The following is a 23,374-nucleotide window of genomic DNA, read 5'->3' as shown; positions in this document are numbered from 1 at the left end:
GCCATGCCTCAGCGTCCCATCAATGATAAGCCATGCGCTCTGGTCATTGAAGATCATGATGACATGCGACAATCGGTTCGTGAGATTCTGGAGTTCGAGGGTTTCGCGGTGCTGGAGGCCGACGATGGCGATCAGGGCGTGGCCATTGCCACGCAATCGCTGCCCGATGTAATCCTCTGTGATATCGGATTGAAACAGTCGGATGGCTTTCGAGTGCTGGCGGCGATTCGCGGCAACCGCCGCACAGCAGACATACCATTCATCTACCTGACGGCCTACGCCACGGAACTGCGGCGCGGCATGGAACTGGGCGCCGATGACTATATTACCAAGCCCTTTGACGCGCGCTCGCTGGTGAATTCGGTGCAAATGCGCATCCAGCGCCGAAGGGAAATCCTGGCCGGGCCGGCAAAAGGCAAGGACGCCTCCGGCTCGGTTCGCGAAATCATCGCCGCGCTGATTGGCCGAGCTCACAACCGCGGGCGAAGTCTGGCGCTGCTCAACGCCGATATTGCCTTCTCGCTGGGCGAAGACGAGGCCGACCGGCAGCACACCTTCGCGCGACTCGGCGAGTGGCTGCGCCGTCTGCTGCGCCGCACCGGCGGCGGCGAACTGCTGGCCGCTCGCAATGGCGTGGTAATCGCCCTGCTCAGTCGCGAGGCCAGCGCCAGCGATCTGCGTCTGGTCAGCCGCACCGTGCTGCACGCCAGGCGCTTTCTGGCGGCGCGTAGCAAACACCAGAGCGTCCGTGTGCGCGGCGCCGTGCTGCGACACCTGGAACAATTTGACGACGTATCCGATGCCGTTCGCGGCCTGGAACAGGCGCTGCAGACGGCAATGGCAGGCGATGAACCCTGCGCCTTGTGGACGCGGGAGAGCGACGCTCCGCCTTTTGATTTGAGTCTGCTGGAAAGCGATATCCAGAAAGCTGCGGCGCGAAACGAACTGGAACTGCACCTGCAGCCAATCTGCACGCCAGAGGGCAAGGTCCTGGGCGCTGAGTGTTTGATGCGCTGGCGCCATCCGCGCCTCGGCCTGATTTCTCCGGGAATTTTCATCCCCCTTGCCGAGCGCTGCGGCGCTATCCATTCGCTGGGACGATGGGCATTGCAATCGGCTATCGAGATTCTGCGCGAACTCGACGCTTTGCACTACGAGGGCTACCTCTCGGTGAATCTTTCCCCGTTGCAGCTACAGCAGGGCGCTTTCTTTGAGGAATTGATGCAGGCGCTCAGCTTGCCCGGCGTGGATGCACGGCGCCTGGAAATCGAAGTCACAGAAAGCGCTATCGTATCAGGCGCCGCCATGGAGAGCCTGCACGGGCTGCGCGCCTGTGGTTTTCGACTGGCAATGGATGATTTCGGCACCGGATTCTCTTCGCTGGGCGCCCTGCGTTCCCTGCCCGTCGACCGCGTAAAAATCGACCGCTCCTTCATAAGCGACATCGACCAGAATCCGCAAACCTCGGCTATCCTGGCCTCGATTCTGGAATTGACGCGCATCGTGAAGCTGCCCGTAACCGTAGAAGGAGTGGAACGGGAAGCGCAGCTGTCCGAGCTTCGCGCATTGGGCGTGAGTTCGGTACAGGGCTTCTATTTTTCGAGGCCGCTTCCGCCCCCCGACTTTGCGCGGTTTTTTCGCAACCAACGACAGGCCGCGGCGGTGGCGCCATGAATGCGGGTCTGGCAGGCTGCAATCCGCAGGCGCCCGAGGCGTTGCTTGAGAGCTTGCCCGATCTGGTCTATCGCCTGGACGCGCGCGGCCATATTGTTTATCTAAATCAAGTAATTGAAGAGCTGGGCTACAGCAGGGAGAGCCTCGCCGGACGGCATATTTCTGAAATCATTCACCCTGAGGATGCCAGCGAAGCGATCCTGTCCGAGGTGCTGCGACGCAATCCGCATCCAGCCACGCCGCCAGCGGTTCTTGATGAACGACGTACGGGAACGCGCATGTCGCGCGGCCTGGTGGTGCGCATTGTGCGGCCCAACAGCGCCGCACACGAAACAGCAATGCTTGGCGAAGCGGTCTCCGTTGGCCTCTGGGAAGATCGCGGGGGTCAGCGCCGTTTCACCGGTACGCTGGGCGTCATTCGTAACGTCAATGATCGCGAGGCGCGTCTCGAATTGGAAAAGCAGAAGGAATCGCTGGAGCGCTATTTCTCCCCCGACATTTTGCGACAAATTGCCAGTGCGCCGACTGCGGACCATATGGCCGGCCAAACCGTAGAGGCCACTATAGTTTTCATGGACATTCGCAATTTCACAACGATCAGCGAAGGCCTGGCGCCGGCGCAGGTGGCGGAATTGCTAAACCTGCTGTTCAACGATTTGATGGATCTTATGCTCAGTCGCAAGGGATCGATCAACAAATTCATGGGCGATGCCATTCTAGCGACCTTCGGCTGCCCCTACCCCGTCGCGGATGACGCGCTCAACGCCGTGAACGCCGCGCTGGCAATTCGCGATACGCTGCGCCATTTCAACCGCGTCCGCCCCCGCTACCTGCGCGAGGATTTGCGCATCGGCATCGGGATCGCCAGCGGCGAGGTTTTTGCCGGCAATATAGGCTCCTTCCGCCGCAAGGAGTACACCGTGATTGGCGATGTGGTCAACACCGCCGCTCGCCTGCAAAACCTGACCAAGAAGGCCAGCGTAGATATACTGATCGACGAGGCGACGCGTCAGAAAATCGGCGAAGCCTTTCGCTGCCGGAGCCTTTCGGTGCAGAGGCTGCGCGGCAAGGAAAAGCCGGTACGCATTTACGCCGTAGATCCGAAACAGGCCAGCGAAAGCCCGGCAGGCCTGGTAACGCTATTCCGCCAGGCTGGCTGATCGCTTCTCCGTACTGACGCGGGCGCCATGCGGCGGCGACACGCATTGCGCACGAACTGGCCAGTGTGCTAAGCTGAGTTCAATTCTGGTCGCGCAGGAACGGAGAAAGGCCATGGCAAAGAACAAGGTACTTGAAGAACGCAAAAAGATGAACGTCGTCGTCAACGACGCCGAAGACGTGATGCGCGATGGCGACACGCTGATTTCAACCACCGATCTAAAGGGCATCGTTACCTATGCAAACCGCGAGTTTTTGCAGATCGCCGGTCTGGAAGAGGACGAACTGATCGGCAAGCCGCACAATGTGGTGCGCCACCCGGACATGCCGCGCAGCGCCTTTCAGGATCTGTGGAGCACCCTGCAGGCGGATCGCCCCTGGAATGGAATGGTTCGCAACCGCGCTAAGGCGGGGAACTACTACTGGGTCGACGCCAACGTCGCGCCGGTGATGCGCGAAGGTCGAAAGATTGGCTACATGTCAGTCCGCCGCAAACCTACGCGCCAACAGGTGGATGAAGCCGATCGCCTTTACAACAGCGTGATGCGCGGCAAGTCGCGCCTGCGCTCCAGCCAGCGAACAGGCATGTCCCTGAATCTGCGCCTGATCCTTGGCCTGATGAGCGCCGCCTTTTTTGCGCTGGCCGGCAGCGTGGCGGAATTCCTCACCGGAATTCGCGGCCTGGGATTGATTGGCGGCCTTCTAACCGGCGCCGTAGCTGTTGCCGGCATCCTCTGGGTCCAGCGTACGATTCTGGCCCCGGTCAAAGAAGTAACTCGTGTAGCACGCGCCATTGCTGAGGGCGACCTTTCGGCGCGCATCGTCCACGACCGACCGGACGAGGTGGGCGATCTGCAGCGCGCGCTGCTGATGATGCTGATCAACACCGCCGGCATTATTGGCCAGATCAAAGAAAACACCTTCCGCCTCAACCAGTCGGCGGTGCATTTGAACGGCGCCAGCGTCGAACTGTCCAACAGCGCCGAAGCGGCATCGGAACAATCTTCAACCATTGCCGCCGCCGCCGAAGAGATGAATCAGAATTTGCAGGTAATGTCCAGCGCCATCGAAGAAATGTCGATTACGATTGGCGAGGTTGCACGCAAGACGGCCCAGGCCGCTCAGCTTGTGGCGGAAACCAACAACCGCGCCGCGAATTCGGACGACATTGTCAGCACGCTCAGCCAGAAAGCGCAGAACATTGGCAAGGTGATCGATGCCATCGCCAGCATTGCTGATCAAACAAAATTGCTGGCGCTGAACGCTTCCATCGAAGCGGCCAACGCCGGCGACGCCGGCCGCGGTTTCGCCGTGGTGGCCTCGGAGGTCAAGGAGCTTGCCCGGCAGTCCTTCGAGTCTGCCGAGGAAATCAAGACGGAGATTACAGGCATCCAGCAGAGTTCGGCGGAAGTCGTGCGCGCCATCAATGAGATCCGAGATTATGTGCAGCAGGTTACTGAAATCAGCCAGGCCATTGCATCGGCTGTCGAAGAGCAATCGACCACAGCGCGTGAATCGGCCTCCAACATCAGTCAGCTGACCCAGGCCTCCAGCAGCGTGGCGGCCAATATCAATGGCGTTTCGCAGAGCGTGAAGGTCAGCTCCAGCAACGCCGAGCAGGCTACGGCGATGGTAAGCGAACTCAACGGCATGGTGCAAAATCTGAGCGCCATGGTTCAACGCTTCGCCGTCTAGCAACGATTGCGCCTGTGCTCAGGGGCAAGCCGGCCGCAGGGCCGGCTTTTTTTTTACGCCGATGGCTTTCGCTCTTTGCCGGCAGCAGACGACGGAGGCGATGGTCCATGGATTTGAAAGATCGTATCGTAGCAGTCACCGGCGGCGCGGGCGGAATCGGCCTGGCCATGCTGCAGCGTTTTGCCGCCTCCGGCGCCATTCCGGCGGCTCTGGACCTGACGCCGGAGCGCTGCGACCGCGCCGCGCACGAATTGCGTAAGTTGCATCCGCGCGCCGGCGCCTGGACCTGCAATGTGGCCAGCGAGGAAAGCGTGACAGCGGCCTTCCAGGCGCTGCGCTCCAACTACGGACGCATCGATGTTGCCGTGCTCAATGCCGGCATACTGGATGATGGCCTCCTGTTGCGCGTCGATCGGACGACCGGCAAAGTAAAGGCGCGCATGTCGCTGGCGCAATGGCAGCGCGTAATCGATGTAAATTTGACCGGCGTATTTCTCAGCGGCCGGGAGGCGGCGGCGATTATGGTCGAAGAGGGCGGCGGCGTGATCATTCCGATCGCATCGGTAGCCATGCATGGCAATGCTGGCCAGAGCAACTATTCAGCGGCCAAAGCCGGCGTGGCCGCGCTGACGCGACTGTGGGCGCAAGAATTATCGCGCTTCAAGATTCGCGTGGCCGGCATTGCGCCTGGCTTTGTAGCAACCGAGATGGTTCTGAAAGATATGAATCAACAGGCGCTGGACCTCTGGAAGTCGCGAATTCCCATCGGCCGACTGGGCGACCCGCAGGAGATTGCCGATGCAGCGCATTTTATTGCCTGCAATGAACTGGTCAATGGCGTCGTCCTGGAAATCAGCGGCGGCGTAAAAATCTAGAGCTGCCGACGCTCTACGATGACATTGACGTCGCTGCCAGGGGCCGAAAGCTTGCCCAACTCTGCACGGGGGTCGAGTCGCCTGCATAAGGCGACCAGGCAAGGCCCGCGATCGCATTTCGGAGCAACGCACATGAAACAAATTCTGCGCCTCGCAGCCGCAGGAATGACTCTGGCACTTTGCCTGAGCTCTCCGCTGGCCGCCAATACCATCCGATTGAACCTTGGCTACTGGCCAGGCGACCTCACTCCGGAACTGGAGGGACGCTATTTCAAAGATGACCTGCTGCAAGGCGCAGGCTACGGCCGCGTCGATCTTCCCTGGTCAAATACGAATACGCACACCATCTATCCGCTAGGATTTGAAGCCGCGCTCAGTAACATTGCCGGCGGCGAACTCGTATTGAATGCAAACTACATTCGCTATGCTCCGGAGTATGAATTCCAGGGCTTTGGCGCCACATTTGTCAGTCTGGTTTCATTGAAGAACTATCTGAGCACGGACTGGGAAGCCGATCTTGGCTACCGCTTCAAGGTACTCGACGGGCGCCTGACACTGACGCCAAAGTTTGGCTACCGTCAGCATTCGCAGGAGTTCGACTATGAGGAACTGACGCTTGGAACCACCATCGCCGTCAATGGCGCCAGTCCCTTTGATGCCAGCGCGGGCGGAACCTACGCCGGTCTGGGCCTGAAATTCCAGATCAGCGGTCCGTGGTCCTTCAACTTCGACTATGTTCGCAGTCTGGGATTTGCCGGCGGCTCGATGACGCAGGAAAAAACGGTTATCGGCACGACGGGCCTCAGCTGGGAACGCGCCGAATCAAGCTACGAGCTCGATTTTGAGCGCGCCTCGGCCAGCATCGGCTATGATTTCAGCGATGTCTTTGGCATGGAGGTAGGCGTTCGCCAGGAAAAGCTAAGACAGAAGTATGTGGATTATTTCGGTTTTCCGATTGTGATCAACACCGCCGGCAGCGTTGTCGCCTCCAGCGTCACGGATACTGTATATGAAGCGCTCACCGACCGCTTTATCTGGGAAGGGACGGAGACCTCAACCAAAGGCCTCTTCTTTGTGGCCTTCCATTACAATCTGAATCTCTAAAGACCGCCGCGAGGGCGGCGGAACGCAAACCGTTCCGCCGCTGACGCGCGTCACTCCGCCGAACTCAACTCTGCGCAGGCAGCTATAGCAATTCACGCCGCAGTCGCTGCAGGTAATCAGCCCACTCCACTGGCAGCAGGTTCTTCTTGCGATTGTTGCAATCCTTACAACAGGCGGCAAGGTTCGCTTTCACGCTCCGCCCGCCCCGTGAAAGCGGAACAATGTGATCCATGGTAAGCTCGGAAGGGGCAAAATGTCGGCCACAGTAGTAACATTCGCCGGCCGCGATTTTCTTACGCCACCAGGCGCTGCTGCGCAACTCGCGCGCCTGATCTTTTTCGCGACGCAGCAGGCCGCTGTCTACGGGAAAGGCGTCAGCGGCCAGGAAAGGCGCAGGCAAGGGGCCGTCCGTATCGGCGGACTGCTCAGAGGCGTCCGGTCTTGATTTCGTCATGGGTGTCGCGATACCAGCGGACCATATCGGTCAGGCTGACCACGCCGCGTACAAATTGCTCATCAATCACCGGCACCGTGCGAATCTTCTTGGCGACCATGATATTCAGCAAATCGCGCAGTCGCGTACCGGACCGTACGCTGACAAATTCCTTATCCTTGACCAGATCGCCAACTTTCATACGCAAGTAGTCGCGATTAGCGTCGTAGACTTCTTCATAACCCAGGCGCAAAAGATCGTGGGCGGTAGCGATATTGAATGGCTTTCCTTCTTTGAGAACCAGCACCGCCAGGAAATGATGCTCGAGGAGTATGCGCGCCGCCTTTGCACAAAGATCGTTGTAGTCGACCGTGATGACCTCGCGCGTCATCAATTCTTCGACCGAGGCCTCCAGCATATGCTGGGTGCGCTCCAGCAGGCGTTGCTTCAGTTGTTCGTCGCTCATCGCCGCCTCTCTATCCATCCAGCAGGAATTTCAGTACGCCGCGTTTCACCAGCTCGCGGTTGATGCGCTGCTGGATGCGCATCCGAACGTTCTGCGCCACTTCCGTCAAAAACTCAATATGCCGCGCATCCTTGCGACCGTACTTGCCCAGCGATATCGGCTCCAGAAAGATGATCTTCCATTTGCTTGGCAGCGGAAACAAATTGAGCGGCAAGGGAATGCGCAGGCCATGAGATTTTTCGAACCAATCGATGGTGCCCAGATTCAAGTGCGATTCTTCGGCGCCCAGCACGCAGGCTGGAATGATCGGAGCATTGGACATCATGGCCAGCGAGACAAAGCCAGGGTTGAAGTCCTGCACCTGATACATCTGCGTGCTGGGCTTGAAGTTCCCTGATTCGGCCTCTGGAAAGATCAACAGCAGATTGTTGCGCCGCAAGATACGAATGGCAGTCTTAAAGTCCTGAGGAATGAAGCCAAGGCGCGCCGAAAGAAACCGCAAGGCCTCGCTGCTGTGCCAGAAATTGTGCGACATCGTTCGCGGAAATCGGCGCACGCGCTTCAAGATTTCATTCTGCACGGCCAGCGCATCCCAGCCCAGCACGCCGCTGTGATTGGGCGTGACTACGACCGGTCCGCGCCGCGGAATATGATCCAGACCTTCGGTCTCCAGTCGGGTAAAAGCGCTCAGCCAATCCAGAAAACTATGCGGGACCTTGCGCAGGAGCACATAGTCCAGCGGTTTACCCTGAAACTCCGATTCCTCAGGCGAGCGGAAAAACTTCTTATGAGCCAAGGTGCGCCTCAAGTCGGTCGCCAGACCGCGCGTGTGGAGGCGTAGATTGGAAGGCTTTCACTGGCCTGTCAAGCCCGCTTCGGCAGCGGGCGGCGCCTTTCCGGAGAAGCGCCCGTCGCGCAGGCCTGGAACAAAAGAAAGCAAAACCTGTTCGACCAGCGCACTTGCAGGGTTGTAGACCAAAGGCAGACAGGAGCGAAAAGGCGCCGGCACGCTCTGTTCTTGAAACCATTGCTTGAGCTTTCGAGTACCGCCGGCCGTTTGAAGGCGCATGCCCGGTTCAAAAAGACGCAACTCCTGACCTGCTGCCAGGCGCAGGTTGCGCTGCTGGCCATTGTAGCGCAGCAGCGTTTGCTCGTTGCTGCCAGGCGACCAGCAAGCCGGTTGAAGCAGCGCGCAGTCGGCGCGCAACAGCCAGAAGGGCGAGCGCTCATCGGACCACAGCAGCCATTGGCTGCAGCGATAGCGCAGACGCGGTCGCTCGCCGCTGGCCAGCAGGCGCGATAGCTCGAGTGCGGCGCTGGCACTCAGCGGCGCAAGTTGCAAGCGACGCAAAGCCGGATCGAAGGCCGATTTGCACGCCGCTGGCGATGCGCCAGTCAGCAGTCGGCGATCGATCCAGAGGTGATCGACAATTGCCCCGGCCGGCTGCCATTCAGGCAAGGCGTGGGACAGGCGCCACAGCCGCGGCGCATCCAGGCCTTCCGCCTGCAAGGCGGGTAGAATGCTATGTCGTAAGCGATTGCGCCGATATTGATCGGACTGGTTGCTAGCATCTTCGCGCCACGGAACTCCGGCCAGGCGCAGCGCTTCCCGAATTTCGGCTGCGCTCAGACACAACAAGGGGCGACAGAGCCGCACCTCGCCGCGCATCGACCACAAGGGCAAAGTTGCCAGCGCGCCAGGCCCGCCGCCGCGCAGCCAGTGCAGCAATACGCTTTCCACGTAGTCGTCGGCGTGGTGGCCGGTACACAGAAAAGCGCCGCCCAATTTTTGCGCCAGGCGACTTGCGATTCGGTAGCGCAGTTCGCGGCCCGCCTCCTCCAGATTCATTGCGGCGCGGCGCGCAAAAAGGTCGACGCGGCGGCGCTCCAGAAAGACGCTCAGATCCAGCTGCCGACAGAGGGCCAGCGCCGCTCGAGCATCCTCTTCCGATTCTTTGCGCAGGCCGTGATCGATATGCAAAACAATCGGTTGTTGGAGGCGTCCAAGCTGCGCAAGGCCAAGCATAGCCAGCAGCAGAAAGCTTGAATCGGCGCCGCCAGAAAAAAGAACAAGCGGCGGCAATTGGCGCGGCCAATCGAGCTGCGGCCAGCGCTGCAACAACAGACTTCCAAATTCCCGAGGCGCACTAGATTTCATGTTTGTTGCTCTGCACAAAGCGCTTTGCGTCGCACCAAGAATACAAAAGGACCCGGAAAATTGCAAACAAGACTTGCCGGCCGGACAGTCTAAGCCTTACAACGCCAATCGCATCCCTGGCAACAAAGGAGATACCTATGCGGAAGCTTTTCATTCTCTCAGCACTGTTTCTTGGTTTTGCCGCGCTGGCGCCAGCCTACGCACAAAATGCAGACGCAGTTCTGGGCACGTGGACTACCCAGAGCGGTAATGCACGAGTACAGATCTACAAGTGCGGCTCGAACTACTGTGGCAAGATCGTATGGCTCAGAGAGCCAAATTATCCGGCTGGAGACGCGATGGCCGGCCAACCTAAAGTAGACCGCGAAAATCCGGATCAAAGCAAACGTACTCGGCCCATTATGGGTTTGAATCTGGTCTGGGGATTTTCCTACGATGATGGCGAATGGTCTGGCGGCAGAATTTACAACCCTGAAGAAGGCAAGACCTATAGCTGCACGCTGACCCTGGAAAGCCCGAACAGACTGAAGGTGCGCGGCTACATTGGCGTATCGCTGATTGGAAAGACCCAGTACTGGACTCGCTGATGGATTCAGCCGCATTGCGCGGCAAGCTGCCTCGCCCTTGTGAACTCATTCGCAAGCGGCGGCGCTACGAAACAGGCGTCATCGGACGCCTGTTTTTTTTTACACTCCTGTCTTGCCCCTGGTCGATGCTTCAGGCCTCGCCGCCTGCGCCCGCTTTGCCCGCAGCAATACGCCTTGTCAGCGATCGTCGCCATTTCAATGAAAACGTAGAGCTGTGCTTTCAATTCGCAGACGAGCAGTGGGCAGCCCGACCGTGCAGCGGCGGCGGCCCGCTGCTGCGCAACCTGCGACCAGCAAGCGGCGCCTGGCTGGGCGAACTGTATTCGCGACTGCGTGCACGCTGGTATGCCGTGCGCTTCTTTGCCGATGGCGCCGGCTGGCGGCTGCGAGTCTTTGAAGAATACGGATTTTACGACTTACAAGCCGATACGATTGAAGCGCCCGGCAACGGCAACTGACCGGATTTTTCCTTTTCGCACTGTGGGCTCGCAGACAGATGGATCATGGCCATCTTGTGGAGGCTGGGCGCAATGGTCCGGGAGGATCTCAGCGCGCTCATTCCAGGCAGCGGCAGACCTTTGAACCGCGAATCGCTGCTGCGCTTGCTGCTCTATCTTGCCTTGATTACGCTGCTGTTGCGTCTGGCCTGGCCGCTTCTGGGCGATAGCGCGCCGGGACAGACTCGCGAGCCGCACCCCGAAGCGTCGCCGCCCGGTCGCCTGATCCAACTCGACGCTGCTCCCACCAGTCCGCTGCACCGGCGCCGGATGCAACTCCTCGTATTGGAGCGCGCGTGATCGGACCAGGCGGCGAAGGTCGACCCTGCTTTTACGAGCTGGATTGCACAGTAATGGCCTACGACTGGGGGCGTCGGGGCGACGGCGCTGTGATCCATCGCCTGCGTCGCAGCCTTGGCGCGGCGATTGAGGCCAGCGAACCTGCGGCCGAACTGTGGATGGGCGACCATCCCCGAGCGCCATCGCGTCTGGGCAATCCGAACGGCGCGCCGCTGGATCGCGCCATCGCCGAACACAGCGAACACTTTCTGGGGCCGACGCTTGCGGCGCGCGGCTTCCGCTCGCTTCCGTTCTTATTCAAGGTACTCGATGCTGCACGTCCGCTTTCGATTCAGGCCCATCCGGATCGCGAACGCGCCCGCGAACTGCACGCCCGCGATCCTCACAATTATCCGGACACCAATCACAAACCGGAGCTGGCGGTCTGCATCGAAGGAATGCGGGCGCTGGTTGGCTTTCGCACGCCGCAGGAGATCGCGACCTTTTGCAATCACGCCCCGGAATTTGCGGCCCTTTGCAGCAGCGAGGGTCAGCTATTCAGTGAAGCTCCGCCGGCCCCGCCGCCTGGCGATGAGGCCGGCGCGCGCCAATGGATTCGCAATTGTTACAGCCATTTGATGCGATCCAGCAAACATGAGATCAGCGAAGCGGTTCGATCGCTGCGCTTGCGACTGGATGCCCTCTCCGATTCTGGCGGCCTGCTGGATGTCGACGGGCTCTTCTTGCAACTGACCACACAGTTTGGCGATGAAGATGCCGGCGTTTTTTCCGTATACTTTTTGAATCTGGTGCAGCTGGAACCTGGCGAGGCGCTCTACCTGGGACCGGACGAACCGCACACCTATCTTGGCGGGGCAATGCTGGAGATTATGGCGGCCTCGGACAACGTCGTTCGCGCCGGACTGACCTCAAAATTCTGCGATATTGAAACGCTGCTGGAAATGCTGCATTTCCGCGGCGGCCCGCCACAGGTGTTGCGGCCAACTGCCAGCGGCGAGCGCCGCAGTAGCTTTGCTGCGCCCGCCAGCGATTTTCAACTGGAGATTCTGGAACTGGAGCGCGCTCCGCTCAGCCATAGCGCGGCCGACCGACCGGCCATCTTGCTTTCGCTTGCATCGCCCTTTCGCGTCGAAGTGTTTCGACAGCAATCGCTGGAGCTGGTCGATGCCACAGAGGTTGCGGCCGGCGCCGCCTTATTCTTGCCCGGGGATCTGGCAACCAGGGGCCTCGAGGCGCGGCTCAGTGCGCCGGCAGCGACCCAGGTACATATGGCGACGGTCGGCCCCGATTTTTGATTGCCCGCTGACACCGTGTCAGCAAGAAAAGACGGCGCTGTTCGGGACGCCCTGCAGCGCCGGGGTGTCGCCAATGACCGAATTCGAAGTTCCAAACTACATTGTTTATGCGATTCCGTTTTTCTTCCTGCTGATTGGCCTGGAGGCGCTCCTCGGTCGGCTGGCCAAACGCGACTACTACCAGCTCAATGATTCGATCAACGATTTGAGCATGGGCAGCTACCAGCAGCTGCTTGGCGTCTTGCTGCGTAGCACCATCTTTCTCAGCTACTTTCTGCTCTATGATCTTATCTGGACCCGCTATCGCCTCCTTACGTTCGAAGCAGACAGCGTAGCCGGTTGGATTCTGGGCTTTTTTCTGGTCGATTTTGCCTACTACTGGTTTCATCGCAAGAGCCACGAGGTTGCAATCATCTGGGGTTCGCATGAACCGCACCACCAGAGTCAGGAATACAACCTTTCCGTCGCCCTGCGTCAGGGCGCCTTCCAGGGCCTATTCTCCTGGCCCTTTTATCTGCCGATTGCCTTGCTTGGAATTCATCCAATCATCTTTTTTACGCACAGCCAGTTCAATACCATCTACCAGTTCTGGATTCACACCCGCGCCATCGGTCGCATGGGCTTCCTGGAAGCATTCTTGAATACGCCATCCCACCACCGGGTGCACCACGGAGTGAATCCAAAGTACATCGACCGCAATCACGCCGGAACGCTGATCATCTGGGACAAACTCTTTGGCACCTTCCAGGCCGAAGAAGAGGAGCCAGCCTACGGTACGGTAAAGCCGCTCAACAGCTGGAATCCGCTTTGGGGCCAGCTGCGCTACTGGACGGAACTTGCCCGCAAGTCGGCGCACGCGCCAGGTCTGTGGAAGAAGATGCTGGTCTGGCTAAAGGGACCGGGATGGGATCCGCTCAACCCGCAGGCCCCCGAGCATATTCCAGAGGTTTCGCGGCGCGACCAACGACGTTACAATCCGCCAATGGGTCGAGGTCTGGCCATCTATGCCCTGTTGCAGTTTGCTTTAACGATAGTGATCAGTCTGGCCGTCCTGCAAGTTGGCCCCAGGCAGCTGGACGCCTGGCATCTTGTACTGGCCGGCTTCGCCCTGATCAGCATGCTATCCATTGGCGCCCTGATGGAGGGGCAAAGCTGGGGCTCGCTGCTGGAAGGCCTGCGCCTTGGCGCACTGGGCGGCGGCGGCGCTTTATGGCTCAGCAGCATTGGTCTGCCAGCGCCAATCTCGATGATGGCGGCCCTTGCCGGCGTTGCTCTGGCCGCCTGGATGCTTTTTGCCCCGCCCAGTTTGAGACGGCCTGCATCGGCCTGAAATGACGCATATCGCCGAGATGGAGACCGCCATTGCGGCCTGGAAAATCGATTGACTTCGACTCTGCAGCGGCGCCTTGCTGCTCATTAATGTGACATAAGTTTATGCGACATAATCAAGGCATTTGTCGCATAGAACGGAACGTCCAGGAGATCCTTCGTCGAGGTAGCTGGTGGCCAGTCCAGGATTGTATCTGAATCTAAATGAAAAAAAAGCCCGACCGATCGAAGCGGCGCGCCCGAGCTTGAGCAAGCAGGAGCTGGAGTCGGTTCTCAACTGTCTGATCGAGGACCGATTGGATCAGGCCGATATCACCCGCCGCTTCGAACGCAGCTTTGCCAGCAGCTTTGCCTTCAAGCACGCCCTGGCCGTCAACTCGCTGGCCGCCGCCTACCATCTTGCTTTTCTCGCTCTGGAACTGGATCAAGAGGATGCAGTATTGATGAGCGCACTGGCGCCCGCGCCGGCCTGCGATGCAGCGCGCTACTGTCGCGCCACGCCGGTCTTGATCGACCTGGCGCGCAGCAGCTTTCACCCGGACGGGGAGGCATTTGTCCAGCGCGCCGTGGAACTGCGCGGCGCCGCGGAGACGCCGCGACGCGTCGCAGCTGTGCTCGATCATAGCTTTGGCGCCCCCTTCTCGCCTGATGTGGCGCAGCTCAATCAAAACGGAGTGCTGTTGATTGAAGACATCACCGGACTGGCCGGCTCAGAACGCGAGGGCGAATACTTTGGAAAAAGTGCGCAGATAGCCGTTTGCGGACTGAGCGAGAACGACCTGTTGACCACCGGCAATGGCGCCATGATCGTTACTCAAGATTCTCGTCTCTACAAGCGTATGCACGCTCTGCGCTACGGCGCCAAACGCGAAAGCGGCGAGCTGGCCTTTGATTATCGCCTCGGCGATTTTCAGGCGGCGATGGGTCTCGATCAACTTTCCCGCCTGGGCGTAACGCTCGCACGCCGCAAGAAGATCGGCCAGAAATATCTGGATTCTATGCGCAGCACATCGCATGAGACCTACTTTCGCAATCCAGGCATCGACGCCTACCTTCGCTTTCCGGTTGTCGTTAACAAGAGCCACGACGAAATAATGCGTTACTTCAACTCATTGCAAATCGGCGTGTTGCGCGCCGCTGAGCCGCCGCTGCATCATTTGCTTGGACTGGCGCGGCTGGAATATCCCAATGCCGAACGAATCTACCAGAAGTCGATCTGTGTACCGGTCTACCCGGCATTGACCGCAAATAATGTGGAGCGTATCGCCGCCAGTTTGCGCGGCTTGATCTAATTTGCGACCATGAAACGCCTGCTGGCCATAGGAACGGTTTGTTTGCTGGCAGCGCCGGCAACGATTCAGCCCCTGCAGGCCCAGGCGCTCAACCAGGACTTTGGCGCTACCCTGGAGATGTTCTATCGCGCCATTACCGGACGCTCGCAAAACCAGCAGCCGGCCTCCGGCCAGACTGCGCCGCGCCCCACAAATAGCGGCGCCGGCCGCAGCGCACGCGGCGAAGCGCCTGTGGAAGGCCTGAATTCGTCGCTGCGTATGGCCAATGAAGGCAATCGCCTGCCGACGGAAGCAGCTCAACATCGCGCGCTACAGGAGGATGAACCCCAGCAAGATATGCCGCGTCGCGCAACCGAGGCGCCAGCGCCTGATCCGGCTGGCGTTAATCCAGGTCCTGGCAGCGAAACACAGAATTCATCGAGCCGCGGCGCTGAGGCGCCCCTGCATTCGGCGGCGGCGCGCATCTATCTGGGCGATGGTCGCTTGATCAGCGGACGCATCAGTTTTCGCACGCCAGAACGCTTTGTACTGCGCCACATTGCCGACGGCGTGGCCTATGAACGCCCGGTAAGCCTGGCAGAGCTGCGTACCGTCGAAGTGAAGCGCTGGCGCGGACGTCCTGGTCGCGAACTGCGCGATGGTCAGGTATATCGATTCGAGCCGGATCGCACGCTCTATATCCTGGCCGACGGTTCTCGTCTGCTGGTCGAAGGTCCGATTCTTCCTTTTCTAAGCGATTTTCCACTGGCCAATCAGCACGGGGCGGTGCGTTTTTTTACATTCTGGATGGATCTGCTCAAGGCGGATGGCAGCTGGTATACGGGAATCAGCGGCCCGACCAGCGGCGAGCGCACCATGTGCCACCCGGATGTAATCAAACGAATCGTCTTCGAACATGAATTTGACGGCTAAGGACCAGAATCCTCGAATCATCTGCGTACGACACGGAAAACCGACGGTGCGCTACGGCCGCTCTCTCTGGCAATGGACAGCCGCCGCCGAATTGAATGCGCTCTTTGATGCCTACGACCGGGCCGGTCTGGAAGCGGACTGGAACCGAAGGCGCCTGCCTGGAAAAATCAGCGCTTACGCCCTCTCCTCCGATTTGCCGCGCGCAATGCAAACCGCCGAGCTTTACAGCGGCGTGAATGCCGATGGCATCGAGAGCAGCGCTCTATTGCGCGAGGCTCCGCTGGCCAGACTGCCAATGCGCTGGCGCGGTCCGCTGGCGGCGATGCTTGCCGTCTCTCGCTTTGGATGGTACAGCGGCTGGCTGCGCTGCACTGAAACGCGTCGCCAGACGCTGCTGCGCGCCCGCCATGCAGCGGATCTGGTGGTGGCGCGCGTCATCGAGCAGGGCGAAGTGGCCGTTTACTCTCATGGTTTTTTTCTGTGGCTGCTTGGCGCGGAGCTGCGTCGTCGCGGCTGGGATTCGCCAAAGCGCGGTCGCTATCGTTACCTGGAGCAGGCCGAATTCAGGCCGCGCGCTGGCGAGGAAGGTCTGGCGCTCAAAGTTCGCGAGAGCCGTCTTCAAAGGCGCCGCTCTGTAGCTGACGGTAAATCGACAGCACCTTGATCCAGTAGCTTTCTTCGTAGACGCCGCGGCGCACAGCATTGGGGCCGGCGTTGTAGGCCAGCGTGGCCAATCGCAGATCGCCCATTTCCGGCAATAGTATATTCAGGTAACGTACGCCAAGAGCGATGTTGTGTTCGCCGCGCAGCAGCTCTGCCTCGCTTACCGGAGCGCCTTTGACCCAGGCCGCCGTTGTCGCCTTCAGTTGCATGTAGCCCAGGGCGTTGGAGCTGGAACGAGCCTTTGGATCAAAGACCGATTCTACGCGAATGAATGCGGTCAGCAAGTAAGCCGCGTTGACCTGGCGGCCGTCAATGCGCATGTACGGCGGCGTTTGAAGCTGCCGGCTTTCGCGCAGGATGGCGTCGATCAGTCGACTGCGATCGCCCGCGGAAATGCCGCGCGGATGGGTCGCATCAATAAAGGCGCCAATACGGGCGCGCTCACGACCGGCGTCGTCGTGATCCAGCAGTCGAAACTGCACCAGCGATGCTCCCAGCAGAATCAAGAGCGGCAGCAGGATGCGTTTGCGCATTACGACGGGCAGCTGTCGCTCCATACCGATTTGCAGACGATCCCAGGCAAAACGAAGGCTCTGGCGCAGATTCATGGGCCCTCCCCTGCGCCCCCAGGCCAAGACGTGGTGCGACGCACAATAATCTGGCCATATTTTAGCGCATTGCACCAATGTCAAGCCAAAAGATTCAAGAGAGGATCGATTAGAGCAGATCTTGCGCCGTCTGGAGCAGGCGGCTCAATCCGCGGTCTCCAGGACGAAAGCGCTCAAAAACGCGGCGGCAACAGGCATCCATAGCGGCAAGGTCCAGCACCGCCGGATTGTCAGCCAGGGAGGCCTTGAGCGCCGGCAGCTTTGCACGTTGGCGAAGATCCTCGACTAAAGTGGCGTGCACCGCGCTGCCGCCGTCATAAAGCGCGAAGGGAAGCTGCAGTCGCCACGCCTCCAGCATCGCCATGCCGGGATAGACGAGCGCCGCACGGGCATTGCAGAGCAAATCCAGAAATTCGCGCCGCGGCATACGCGGCAGAACACGCAGCGGCAAATCGCCGGGCAATGGCGCCGGCGGCGAAGCGCCCAGATAGCAGAACTCAAGTTCCGGATTTGCGGCCCGCAAATGTTGCAGCCAGTTCCAGCCGTAGATCGGCCAGCGCAACTGTCCGCCAACGATCAGCAGCTGCGAGCTTGCGCCCCGGTAGCGGCATTGCAAGAGATCATCGGCCAGCAACGCATTCTTGAGAGCAAGCCCCAGATCCACTGCCGGATGCGGCAGGGTATCGTGAAAGATCAGGGCAAATTCTTGCGGCTCCGGCCGGCTGCTTGCATCGCGACAGGCATGCCGGTTGTCCAGGGCGATGCAGGGCGCGATTCTGGCAAAGGGCTGCGGATCGACATCGCGAGCGTCGAGTATGATCAAATCCGGCGATTTTTCAGCAGAAGACAAGAGCGGCAGCAACTGCAATGGCGACTCGCTCTGGTAGAGCGCGGCAGTTTGTTGTTTGCTCTTTGCATAATCGCAGAAGAGCGACATGCGCGTTTCGTGACCGCTGCCAAAGGTCGCTCCACAGCCGGCAACAATGGCCAGGTTTGCATTGCGCTTCAATCGCTTCCGCCGTAAGCAACCTTGCGTTGTAAGACCTCGGAGTTGGCCGCAAATAGTTCCGGCTGACGCTGCGCCAGGTCCAGCAGCTCCAGCGTTCCAAAGTTCAGGCCAAGTTGCTGAAAGATCGCGTTTACTACCGATAGATCGGCGGCCTCATCTACAGTGACGCGCAGACGCTGCGCCTCTGCGCTGGAAAGCCGCGGATGGTCGATGTGCTGCACGCGAAAACGTCGACGATCCTCCTTAATATGCACGCTAACATGCTCCAGATGTTCGGGCCGAAGCGTCTGACCATCCTGCATCAGCGCCGCGCTTCGAAAAATCTCAACGCCACATCCCAGCGGCAGGCCAGTCCAGGCAAAGAGGTCGAGTTCATGCTGGCGAATGTATTGCAGGGCGTCGCGCGCCGCCTCGACATCGACCGCCGGATTGTCGCCGGTGGCGCGCACGATGTATTCTACGCCCAGCTCTTGCGCCGCGATGCGGTAACGCTGGCGCACGTCGTCCTCTGGACCGATCATGCTTTGCAGTTCGCGCTCCCTGGCAAATCTCTGGCCGGCTTCATCGCCCTCCGGTAAAAGCAAGAGAACCGGCAGGCCAGCTTCGACTTGTTGCATGCGGCGGTAAACGTGTTCGATCAGCGGCAGTCCATCGGGAGCGGGCAGCGGCGCAAAGATCTTGCCTGGCAGGCGCTGTGAGCCGCTGCGGGCCTGAATCAGGATGGCGGCGTCGGGACGGCTCACAGTTTTGTATCGTCTGACCGGGCGAGGAACTGGACATTGCTCACAGGGCGCTCCAGACGATTGCTCGCCTGCTGCGCATTCCACGAGCTATGTACCCAGGCACAATCAGCATCCGTCAGTTTGCAATCTTTCGCCTGCTCTGCGGCCTGCTTGCGCTGCAGCTCTATTTACCGAATCTCTACGGCGCGCTGGAGGCTGTCATTCTGAAACACCCCGGCGGAATGGCCGCCGCCGTGGCGCACAGCATTGCCTACGGCTGCGCGGCCCTTGGCGCGCTCCTGGCCCTGGCTGGATGGGCCAGGCGAGCGGGCGGCGCGCTGCTGGCGCTTGGTCCGTGGTTGGCCGTCCTCCATGGCCAATTTGTGCTGCATCATGCCGCGTGGTCGAATGGTCCGCCGGCGCTCAGCCTCTCGCCTTCCGTGGCCCTGTTCTTTGTGCTGCAGAGCGCTCCCGGTCTGGCGCTCCTGCTGGCGCCTGCCGGCGACTGCTGGTCGCCCTTTTCCAGCGGCCAGTCCTGGATTATGACTCGGGGGCAACAGCGCCGGATGGTTTTGATTGCCCTATTTTCGGCGACGGCGCTGGCATTGTTGCCGCTCTATTTCTTCAACCTGCTGCCGTGGGTGCTGGTCTTTCTTCCCTTGCTCCTGGATCGACGGCTGCTCCCCGGTCGTCGCGCCAGCAGCGATTCCCCGCCGGTCGTCTTCTTTGATGGCGTCTGCGGGCTATGCAATGCCGCAGTCGACTTCTTTCTGGCCGAGGATTTTGCACAGAAGCTGCGCTTTACGCCCCTGCAGGGAAACTATGCAAGCAAGCGCCTGCCGGAGGCCCTGCGCAGCGAGCTGCAAAGCTTTGCTCTGGAAGACGGCGCCGGTCTTCATCTGCGCAGCAGCGCCGCGATTCGCGCCGCCGAATACCTTGGCGGAATCTGGGGCCTGGCCTTTTTGCTTCGCCTGATCCCGCGCCAGCTGCGCGACGCCGCTTACGATGCCCTGGCCAGTCGTCGCTACCAGTGGTTTGGAAAACACGATCGTTGTCGGATGCCTACGGCCTCGGAACGAGCGCGTTTCTTGCCTTAGGATGCGCCGCAACTAAGCATTGAAGGTGAACCATTCGTCGCACTGCAAGCACGGCGCGCCGACCTGTTCATGCTGCCCGCCAAAGCTTGCGGCGTGCGCCGCAGCATGCGCCGCAAAGGCCGCAAAAATATCGGCATCCAGTAGCGATTGCGAGGCGCCCTCGGCATAGAGATCCTGCTTGCAGAGCGGCATCCGGCCTTCCACGTTAAGATAGATGTCCCGCGCCAGATGCCAGCAAAAGGAGCGCTCGATTGGCGAAAGATCGGCTGCCTTGCGGTCGGCAAGCCGGCCGGCGTAACTGTTGTACTTGTTTAAGAGCGGAATCAGCGGGCCGCCCTCGAAGCGATCAAAGAAGGCCTGGACCTCGTCTTCCGTTTCCTTGAGACGTAGCATCTCCACATAGACCGGAAAGGGGCGCGCTGTGCCGGACGCGGCGGCAATTGCATCCAGATTCTGCAGCGTCATACTCAGGGCATCGACGCCGTAGAAGCGAGCGTAACGCTCGCCGCGCAGCGTCGACAGACGAACAATCAAACGCAGTTTCTGTGCGCCAGGCAGGGCACAGAGTTCCTGAAATCTGGACAGGTCGAGGTCGGCGCCAAAACTTTCCAGAAACACCTGAACTACGGCCGAGGAGGCCAGCGCCGCGCGCAGCACCTCAAGCAGACGCGGATGATCCAGCGGCTCGCCGGCGCCGGTCAGGGATACGCTCAAATCTTCGGCCAGCGGCGCGGCTGTGAAGGCAGCCAGCAGCCGATCGATCAACCGGTCGTTCATCTGCGGTGCATATTCAGCGGGCGGCGGCGGGAGGTAGCTGGCGCGCAGGCCGCGTCGACTGGCGCTGCACAGTTCGACTTCCAGAAAGGCCGGCGCCGGTCGCAATAACTCGGGATGGGCTCTCAGCCACTCATGCAGTTGCGGCAGATCCTTCCACGATGCCGCCAGCGCCTGTCGCGCCAGCAATCTTGAGCGAGCGCTGGCGCTGCTGAAGTCCAGTCGATACTGACGCAAATCTGGCTGTTGAAACAAGAACTCGACATCCAATTTTTCAATGTTTCTTTCCACATATTCGCGGAGCGATGCAATTGGAGCGCCGATTTCCGCCACGCACTCGCGCGAGACCAGATCCGGCACAACGCCGCCTGGCGCATTGTCGCTGCGCGTAAAGTGGGCGAAGTAGCGCATGTGTCGGCTGAGCGCTTCGGCGCACAGCGCGTCGATCAGCATCGGCGTCCAATCGTAAAACAGAGCGATGCTATCCTGTGGATCGTCCATCCCCGGCGGGAGCAAAGCCTGCAACGCCTCCAGCAAGGACGAGGAACAGCTTTCAACGCCGGCGCCTGGCCGATTGCAGAAGATCGCAACGCCTGGATAGGCGCGCGCCGCCGCCAGCAGCGCAGCAGAGCGCAGATCGCTTGCATCGCGATCGCCTTCCTCGCTGACCCAGAAAAGAAGGGCGCGCAGTTCAGCCATCAGCCGCCAGGACGTTGCACCGCAACCTCGCGTTTGCGGCGGGCGATCCATTCCTCAAATGCTTCGCCTTCCTTTTCAAAGTAGAGCCGATCGCGAATCAGATCGCGAATCTTATCCAGCGGAATGGGACGACGCGCCTCAACTTTGACAATCGTGTAGCGTCCGCGCGCGTCGCGAAAGGGACGGGACACGGAGCCAACCGGCGTATTGAACAAAATGCCGGCCACATTCTGATCGCTTTCGGCAATTTCCTGGATCCCGGCAAAATCGTGCAGGCCGCCAATGGCGCGCAGCGGCGATACATTGCCCTCGATCGATTGCGCCAGAGTTCCAAAGTTGGCCGGAGCGCCCGCAGCGCGATTGTAAGCGTCGCCGGCCAATTGTGCAATGCGACTTTCTTCCGCGATGCTGCCGTCGCGAGGTGCGAAGATCATTTCACGGTAGCGGACCTCAAAACCAACGCGCTCGCGATTGCGACGGTAGAACTGTTCGATCTCGCTGTCCGTTGCCTGTGGGACGGTGATCTTCACCTGTATCAATTGACGTTTGATGATTTCAAAGCGCAAGTCGTCGTACCAAACATCCCAGGGCAAACCTGACTCGCGCTCCACGCGCTTGTGGAAGTCCTCTTCGTTCAGGACGCCTGCAAATTGCATGCGCCGGCGCACCTCGGTTTGCATGCGTTCTTCGGATACCAGGATCGATTCCTGCCGGGCCTCGATTTCCACAATGGCCCGTTCGATCAGAAAGTCCGCTGCGGCTGCCTCCGGGCTTCTGCCGCGCAAACGATTGGCGCGACGCAGCTTGTCTGCGGCCACGCGCAGATCCAGATCGGTAATGGCTTCCTGGCCAACGACGATGCGCACACGATTGACGATGGCGCTGCCTGGCGGCGGGCTCAACTCGCCAGAGGCCCCGACGCCAGGCTCATCATCTTCATCGCCGGGATCGCCGCTAGCGCGATTGGATGTGGAGCGACATCCGCCGGCAAGCAGCATCGCCGGCAAGAGCAGCAGCAGCGCAAGGCGCAGCGATAGGCGCGGAGCGAATGCATCAGGCCAGGTCATGAGTTCCTCTGCGATCAGCGGAGGCGAAGCGCTGGAGCAGGTCAAGGAGTATGCGCTCCAGGCTGTCGGGCTGCTCTTCCTGCAGCAAGGCCAGGCGCCAGCGCTGCAAATGCGCGCTATGACTCAGGTAGCGGGCCAGATGCTTGCGGAAGGGCCGCAGAGCGCCCTTGCCATGCGCCTCCCTGGCCCAGCGCCAGTGCTGCAGGCACACGGCCAGAATCTGCGCTTCGTCCGGACGGCCTGGACCGGCAAAGATCCATGGATTTCCGATTGCGGCGCGACCAATCAAGACGCCGTCTACGCCGCTTTCACGGATGCGAAGTTCGGCTTCGGCCAGGCTCTGCACATCGCCGCTGCCCAGCACCGGAATGGAAACGGCATCTTTCAACTCGGCAATGCGCTGCCAGTTGGCGCGCCCGGAGTAACCCTGCGCCTTTGTGCGACCGTGAACCGTAATCATCGCAGCGCCGCTTTGTTCTAAAGCGCGCGCCAGTTCCACATGCACCAGCGTGGATTCATCCCAGCCCAGGCGGATCTTGGCGCTCAGGGGCCGCTGGCTGCGACGCGCCAGGCGCTCGAAGATTGCCGCTGTGCGCGCCACGTTGCGTAACATTCCGGCCCCGGCGCCCTTGCCGGCCACCGCCGCAACGCTGCAGCCCATATTCAAATCGATGCCATCCGGCTCAAATTCCTCGGCGATCTGCAGCGCGCGCAGCAAGCGACGCGGATCGGCGCCAAAGATCTGAAAAAGAATCGGTCGCTCTTCGCGGACAAACTGGAAATGCTTTCTGGCCTCCGGGTCGCCGGCAACCAGATAGTCTGCAGAAACAAATTCGGTCCAGCTCAGCGCACTGCCGTGTCTTCGGGCCAGTCGGCGGCAGGGGCTGTCGGAAACGCCGGCCATCGGCGCCAGCGTCGCCCGGCCCTGCAGGCGGAGCTTGCCATACTGAAAGCCAGCGG

The 23,374-nt window shown here is 60.3% G+C and carries 24 protein-coding genes; 14 read left to right on the top strand and 10 right to left on the bottom strand.

Features of this window, described 5'->3' with window-relative positions; translation table 11 throughout:
• Positions 1-3: 3 nt before the first annotated feature.
• The 5 genes from K1X75_02550 (at position 4) to K1X75_02530 (ending at position 6,506) form a co-directional block, all read left to right on the top strand.
• Positions 4-1,674, top strand: a complete 1,671-nt coding sequence (locus tag K1X75_02550; protein ID MBX7056918.1) for an EAL domain-containing response regulator — start codon at positions 4-6, stop codon at positions 1,672-1,674.
• Complete coding sequence (locus K1X75_02545) at positions 1,671-2,834, top strand: PAS domain S-box protein (protein ID MBX7056917.1); 1,164 nt, start codon at positions 1,671-1,673, stop codon at positions 2,832-2,834. Before K1X75_02550 ends, K1X75_02545 begins: the two co-directional genes overlap by 4 nt.
• 112 nt (positions 2,835-2,946) lie before the next feature.
• Positions 2,947-4,527 (top strand): methyl-accepting chemotaxis protein, encoded by a 1,581-nt coding sequence (locus tag K1X75_02540; protein ID MBX7056916.1) that lies wholly within the window; start codon positions 2,947-2,949, stop codon positions 4,525-4,527.
• A gap of 107 nt (positions 4,528-4,634) precedes the next feature.
• Positions 4,635-5,402 (top strand): SDR family oxidoreductase, encoded by a 768-nt coding sequence (locus K1X75_02535; GenBank protein MBX7056915.1) that lies wholly within the window; start codon positions 4,635-4,637, stop codon positions 5,400-5,402.
• Positions 5,403-5,534: 132 nt separating this feature from the next.
• On the top strand, positions 5,535-6,506 hold the full coding sequence (locus K1X75_02530; protein MBX7056914.1) for a hypothetical protein: 972 nt from the start codon (positions 5,535-5,537) through the stop codon (positions 6,504-6,506).
• Positions 6,507-6,588: 82 nt separating this feature from the next.
• Here the strand turns inward: K1X75_02530 and K1X75_02525 are convergent, their stop codons facing one another.
• Genes K1X75_02525 through tilS form a run of 4 tightly spaced genes read right to left on the bottom strand, consistent with a single transcriptional unit; the run spans position 6,589 to position 9,563 of the window.
• Positions 6,589-6,960, bottom strand: coding sequence for an HNH endonuclease (locus K1X75_02525; GenBank protein MBX7056913.1), 372 nt, complete (start codon positions 6,958-6,960; stop codon positions 6,589-6,591).
• On the bottom strand, positions 6,932-7,405 hold the full coding sequence (locus K1X75_02520) for a CBS domain-containing protein (protein MBX7056912.1): 474 nt from the start codon (positions 7,403-7,405) through the stop codon (positions 6,932-6,934). Before K1X75_02520 ends, K1X75_02525 begins: the two co-directional genes overlap by 29 nt.
• A gap of 10 nt (positions 7,406-7,415) precedes the next feature.
• The gene (locus tag K1X75_02515; GenBank protein ID MBX7056911.1) at positions 7,416-8,201 is read right to left on the bottom strand and encodes a 1-acyl-sn-glycerol-3-phosphate acyltransferase; all 786 of its coding nucleotides are present in this window, start codon (positions 8,199-8,201) and stop codon (positions 7,416-7,418) included.
• A 57-nt stretch (positions 8,202-8,258) separates the two neighbouring features.
• The gene (gene tilS / locus K1X75_02510) at positions 8,259-9,563 is read right to left on the bottom strand and encodes a tRNA lysidine(34) synthetase TilS (protein MBX7056910.1); all 1,305 of its coding nucleotides are present in this window, start codon (positions 9,561-9,563) and stop codon (positions 8,259-8,261) included.
• 137 nt (positions 9,564-9,700) lie between these two features.
• Here tilS and K1X75_02505 point away from each other — a divergent pair, with 137 nt between their 5' ends.
• The 8 genes from K1X75_02505 to K1X75_02470 all read left to right on the top strand — a co-directional run bounded on the left by K1X75_02505 (position 9,701) and on the right by K1X75_02470 (position 16,439).
• Positions 9,701-10,150, top strand: a complete 450-nt coding sequence (locus K1X75_02505; protein ID MBX7056909.1) for a DUF2147 domain-containing protein — start codon at positions 9,701-9,703, stop codon at positions 10,148-10,150.
• A complete protein-coding gene (locus tag K1X75_02500) occupies positions 10,150-10,608 on the top strand; it encodes a hypothetical protein (protein MBX7056908.1) in 459 nt (152 codons plus the stop codon). The genes K1X75_02505 and K1X75_02500 overlap by 1 nt, the downstream gene beginning before the upstream one ends.
• Positions 10,609-10,680: 72 nt before the next feature.
• Positions 10,681-10,947 (top strand): hypothetical protein, encoded by a 267-nt coding sequence (locus K1X75_02495; GenBank protein MBX7056907.1) that lies wholly within the window; start codon positions 10,681-10,683, stop codon positions 10,945-10,947.
• Positions 10,944-12,242, top strand: coding sequence for a mannose-6-phosphate isomerase, class I (manA, locus tag K1X75_02490; protein ID MBX7056906.1), 1,299 nt, complete (start codon positions 10,944-10,946; stop codon positions 12,240-12,242). The genes K1X75_02495 and manA overlap by 4 nt, the downstream gene beginning before the upstream one ends.
• Positions 12,243-12,315: 73 nt before the next feature.
• The gene (locus K1X75_02485) at positions 12,316-13,572 is read left to right on the top strand and encodes a sterol desaturase family protein (GenBank protein ID MBX7056905.1); all 1,257 of its coding nucleotides are present in this window, start codon (positions 12,316-12,318) and stop codon (positions 13,570-13,572) included.
• A 172-nt stretch (positions 13,573-13,744) separates the two neighbouring features.
• On the top strand, positions 13,745-14,863 hold the full coding sequence (locus K1X75_02480; protein MBX7056904.1) for a DegT/DnrJ/EryC1/StrS aminotransferase family protein: 1,119 nt from the start codon (positions 13,745-13,747) through the stop codon (positions 14,861-14,863).
• Positions 14,864-14,872: 9 nt separating this feature from the next.
• Positions 14,873-15,775: a hypothetical protein gene (locus tag K1X75_02475; protein ID MBX7056903.1), complete on the top strand. Its 903-nt coding sequence runs from the start codon at positions 14,873-14,875 to the stop codon at positions 15,773-15,775.
• Positions 15,759-16,439, top strand: coding sequence for a histidine phosphatase family protein (locus K1X75_02470; protein ID MBX7056902.1), 681 nt, complete (start codon positions 15,759-15,761; stop codon positions 16,437-16,439). The genes K1X75_02475 and K1X75_02470 overlap by 17 nt, the downstream gene beginning before the upstream one ends.
• Here the strand turns inward: K1X75_02470 and K1X75_02465 are convergent.
• The 3 genes from K1X75_02465 to K1X75_02455 form a co-directional block, all read right to left on the bottom strand.
• A complete protein-coding gene (locus tag K1X75_02465; protein ID MBX7056901.1) occupies positions 16,372-17,046 on the bottom strand; it encodes a transglycosylase SLT domain-containing protein in 675 nt (224 codons plus the stop codon). The genes K1X75_02470 and K1X75_02465 overlap by 68 nt on opposite strands.
• A 109-nt stretch (positions 17,047-17,155) precedes the next feature.
• A complete protein-coding gene (locus K1X75_02460; GenBank protein ID MBX7056900.1) occupies positions 17,156-18,055 on the bottom strand; it encodes a hypothetical protein in 900 nt (299 codons plus the stop codon).
• A complete protein-coding gene (locus K1X75_02455; protein ID MBX7056899.1) occupies positions 18,052-18,798 on the bottom strand; it encodes a hypothetical protein in 747 nt (248 codons plus the stop codon). Before K1X75_02455 ends, K1X75_02460 begins: the two co-directional genes overlap by 4 nt.
• Before the next feature lie 89 nt (positions 18,799-18,887).
• Between K1X75_02455 and K1X75_02450 the strand changes: the two genes are divergently transcribed.
• Positions 18,888-19,874, top strand: coding sequence for a DCC1-like thiol-disulfide oxidoreductase family protein (locus K1X75_02450; protein MBX7056898.1), 987 nt, complete (start codon positions 18,888-18,890; stop codon positions 19,872-19,874).
• A 12-nt stretch (positions 19,875-19,886) separates the two neighbouring features.
• Here the strand turns inward: K1X75_02450 and K1X75_02445 are convergent, their stop codons facing one another.
• From K1X75_02445 to K1X75_02435, 3 genes are read right to left on the bottom strand one after another with little or no spacing between them, the layout of a single operon-like run.
• Positions 19,887-21,347 carry a spiro-SPASM protein gene (locus K1X75_02445; GenBank protein MBX7056897.1) on the bottom strand — a complete coding sequence of 487 codons (1,461 nt, stop codon included), beginning with the start codon at positions 21,345-21,347 and terminating at the stop codon, positions 19,887-19,889.
• The gene (locus tag K1X75_02440) at positions 21,347-22,414 is read right to left on the bottom strand and encodes a peptidyl-prolyl cis-trans isomerase (protein MBX7056896.1); all 1,068 of its coding nucleotides are present in this window, start codon (positions 22,412-22,414) and stop codon (positions 21,347-21,349) included. Before K1X75_02440 ends, K1X75_02445 begins: the two co-directional genes overlap by 1 nt.
• The gene (locus K1X75_02435) at positions 22,401-23,318 is read right to left on the bottom strand and encodes a tRNA-dihydrouridine synthase family protein (protein MBX7056895.1); all 918 of its coding nucleotides are present in this window, start codon (positions 23,316-23,318) and stop codon (positions 22,401-22,403) included. The genes K1X75_02440 and K1X75_02435 overlap by 14 nt, the downstream gene beginning before the upstream one ends.
• Positions 23,319-23,374 lie beyond the last annotated feature (56 nt).

The sequence above is a fragment of the Leptospirales bacterium genome (assembly GCA_019694655.1).
Lineage (GTDB): Bacteria > Spirochaetota > Leptospiria > Leptospirales > Leptonemataceae > SSF53.
This window is presented reverse-complemented; position numbering and strand designations above follow the sequence as displayed.

What these genes read in the sequence shown, in the direction of transcription:
- K1X75_02550 (MBX7056918.1), top strand. Translation starts at nt 4, where the DNA reads ATGCCTCAGCGTCCCATCAATGATAAGCCATGCGCTCTGGTCATTGAA.
- K1X75_02545 (MBX7056917.1), top strand. Translation starts at nt 1,671, where the DNA reads ATGAATGCGGGTCTGGCAGGCTGCAATCCGCAGGCGCCCGAGGCGTTG.
- K1X75_02540 (MBX7056916.1), top strand. Translation starts at nt 2,947, where the DNA reads ATGGCAAAGAACAAGGTACTTGAAGAACGCAAAAAGATGAACGTCGTC.
- K1X75_02535 (MBX7056915.1), top strand. Translation starts at nt 4,635, where the DNA reads ATGGATTTGAAAGATCGTATCGTAGCAGTCACCGGCGGCGCGGGCGGA.
- K1X75_02530 (MBX7056914.1), top strand. Translation starts at nt 5,535, where the DNA reads ATGAAACAAATTCTGCGCCTCGCAGCCGCAGGAATGACTCTGGCACTT.
- K1X75_02525 (MBX7056913.1), bottom strand. Translation starts at nt 6,960, where the DNA reads ATGACGAAATCAAGACCGGACGCCTCTGAGCAGTCCGCCGATACGGAC.
- K1X75_02520 (MBX7056912.1), bottom strand. Translation starts at nt 7,405, where the DNA reads ATGAGCGACGAACAACTGAAGCAACGCCTGCTGGAGCGCACCCAGCAT.
- tilS (MBX7056910.1), bottom strand. Translation starts at nt 9,563, where the DNA reads ATGAAATCTAGTGCGCCTCGGGAATTTGGAAGTCTGTTGTTGCAGCGC.
- K1X75_02505 (MBX7056909.1), top strand. Translation starts at nt 9,701, where the DNA reads ATGCGGAAGCTTTTCATTCTCTCAGCACTGTTTCTTGGTTTTGCCGCG.
- K1X75_02500 (MBX7056908.1), top strand. Translation starts at nt 10,150, where the DNA reads ATGGATTCAGCCGCATTGCGCGGCAAGCTGCCTCGCCCTTGTGAACTC.
- K1X75_02495 (MBX7056907.1), top strand. Translation starts at nt 10,681, where the DNA reads ATGGTCCGGGAGGATCTCAGCGCGCTCATTCCAGGCAGCGGCAGACCT.
- K1X75_02485 (MBX7056905.1), top strand. Translation starts at nt 12,316, where the DNA reads ATGACCGAATTCGAAGTTCCAAACTACATTGTTTATGCGATTCCGTTT.
- K1X75_02475 (MBX7056903.1), top strand. Translation starts at nt 14,873, where the DNA reads ATGAAACGCCTGCTGGCCATAGGAACGGTTTGTTTGCTGGCAGCGCCG.
- K1X75_02470 (MBX7056902.1), top strand. Translation starts at nt 15,759, where the DNA reads ATGAATTTGACGGCTAAGGACCAGAATCCTCGAATCATCTGCGTACGA.
- K1X75_02465 (MBX7056901.1), bottom strand. Translation starts at nt 17,046, where the DNA reads ATGAATCTGCGCCAGAGCCTTCGTTTTGCCTGGGATCGTCTGCAAATC.
- K1X75_02450 (MBX7056898.1), top strand. Translation starts at nt 18,888, where the DNA reads ATGTACCCAGGCACAATCAGCATCCGTCAGTTTGCAATCTTTCGCCTG.
- K1X75_02445 (MBX7056897.1), bottom strand. Translation starts at nt 21,347, where the DNA reads ATGGCTGAACTGCGCGCCCTTCTTTTCTGGGTCAGCGAGGAAGGCGAT.
- K1X75_02440 (MBX7056896.1), bottom strand. Translation starts at nt 22,414, where the DNA reads ATGACCTGGCCTGATGCATTCGCTCCGCGCCTATCGCTGCGCCTTGCG.
- K1X75_02435 (MBX7056895.1), bottom strand. Translation starts at nt 23,318, where the DNA reads ATGGCCGGCGTTTCCGACAGCCCCTGCCGCCGACTGGCCCGAAGACAC.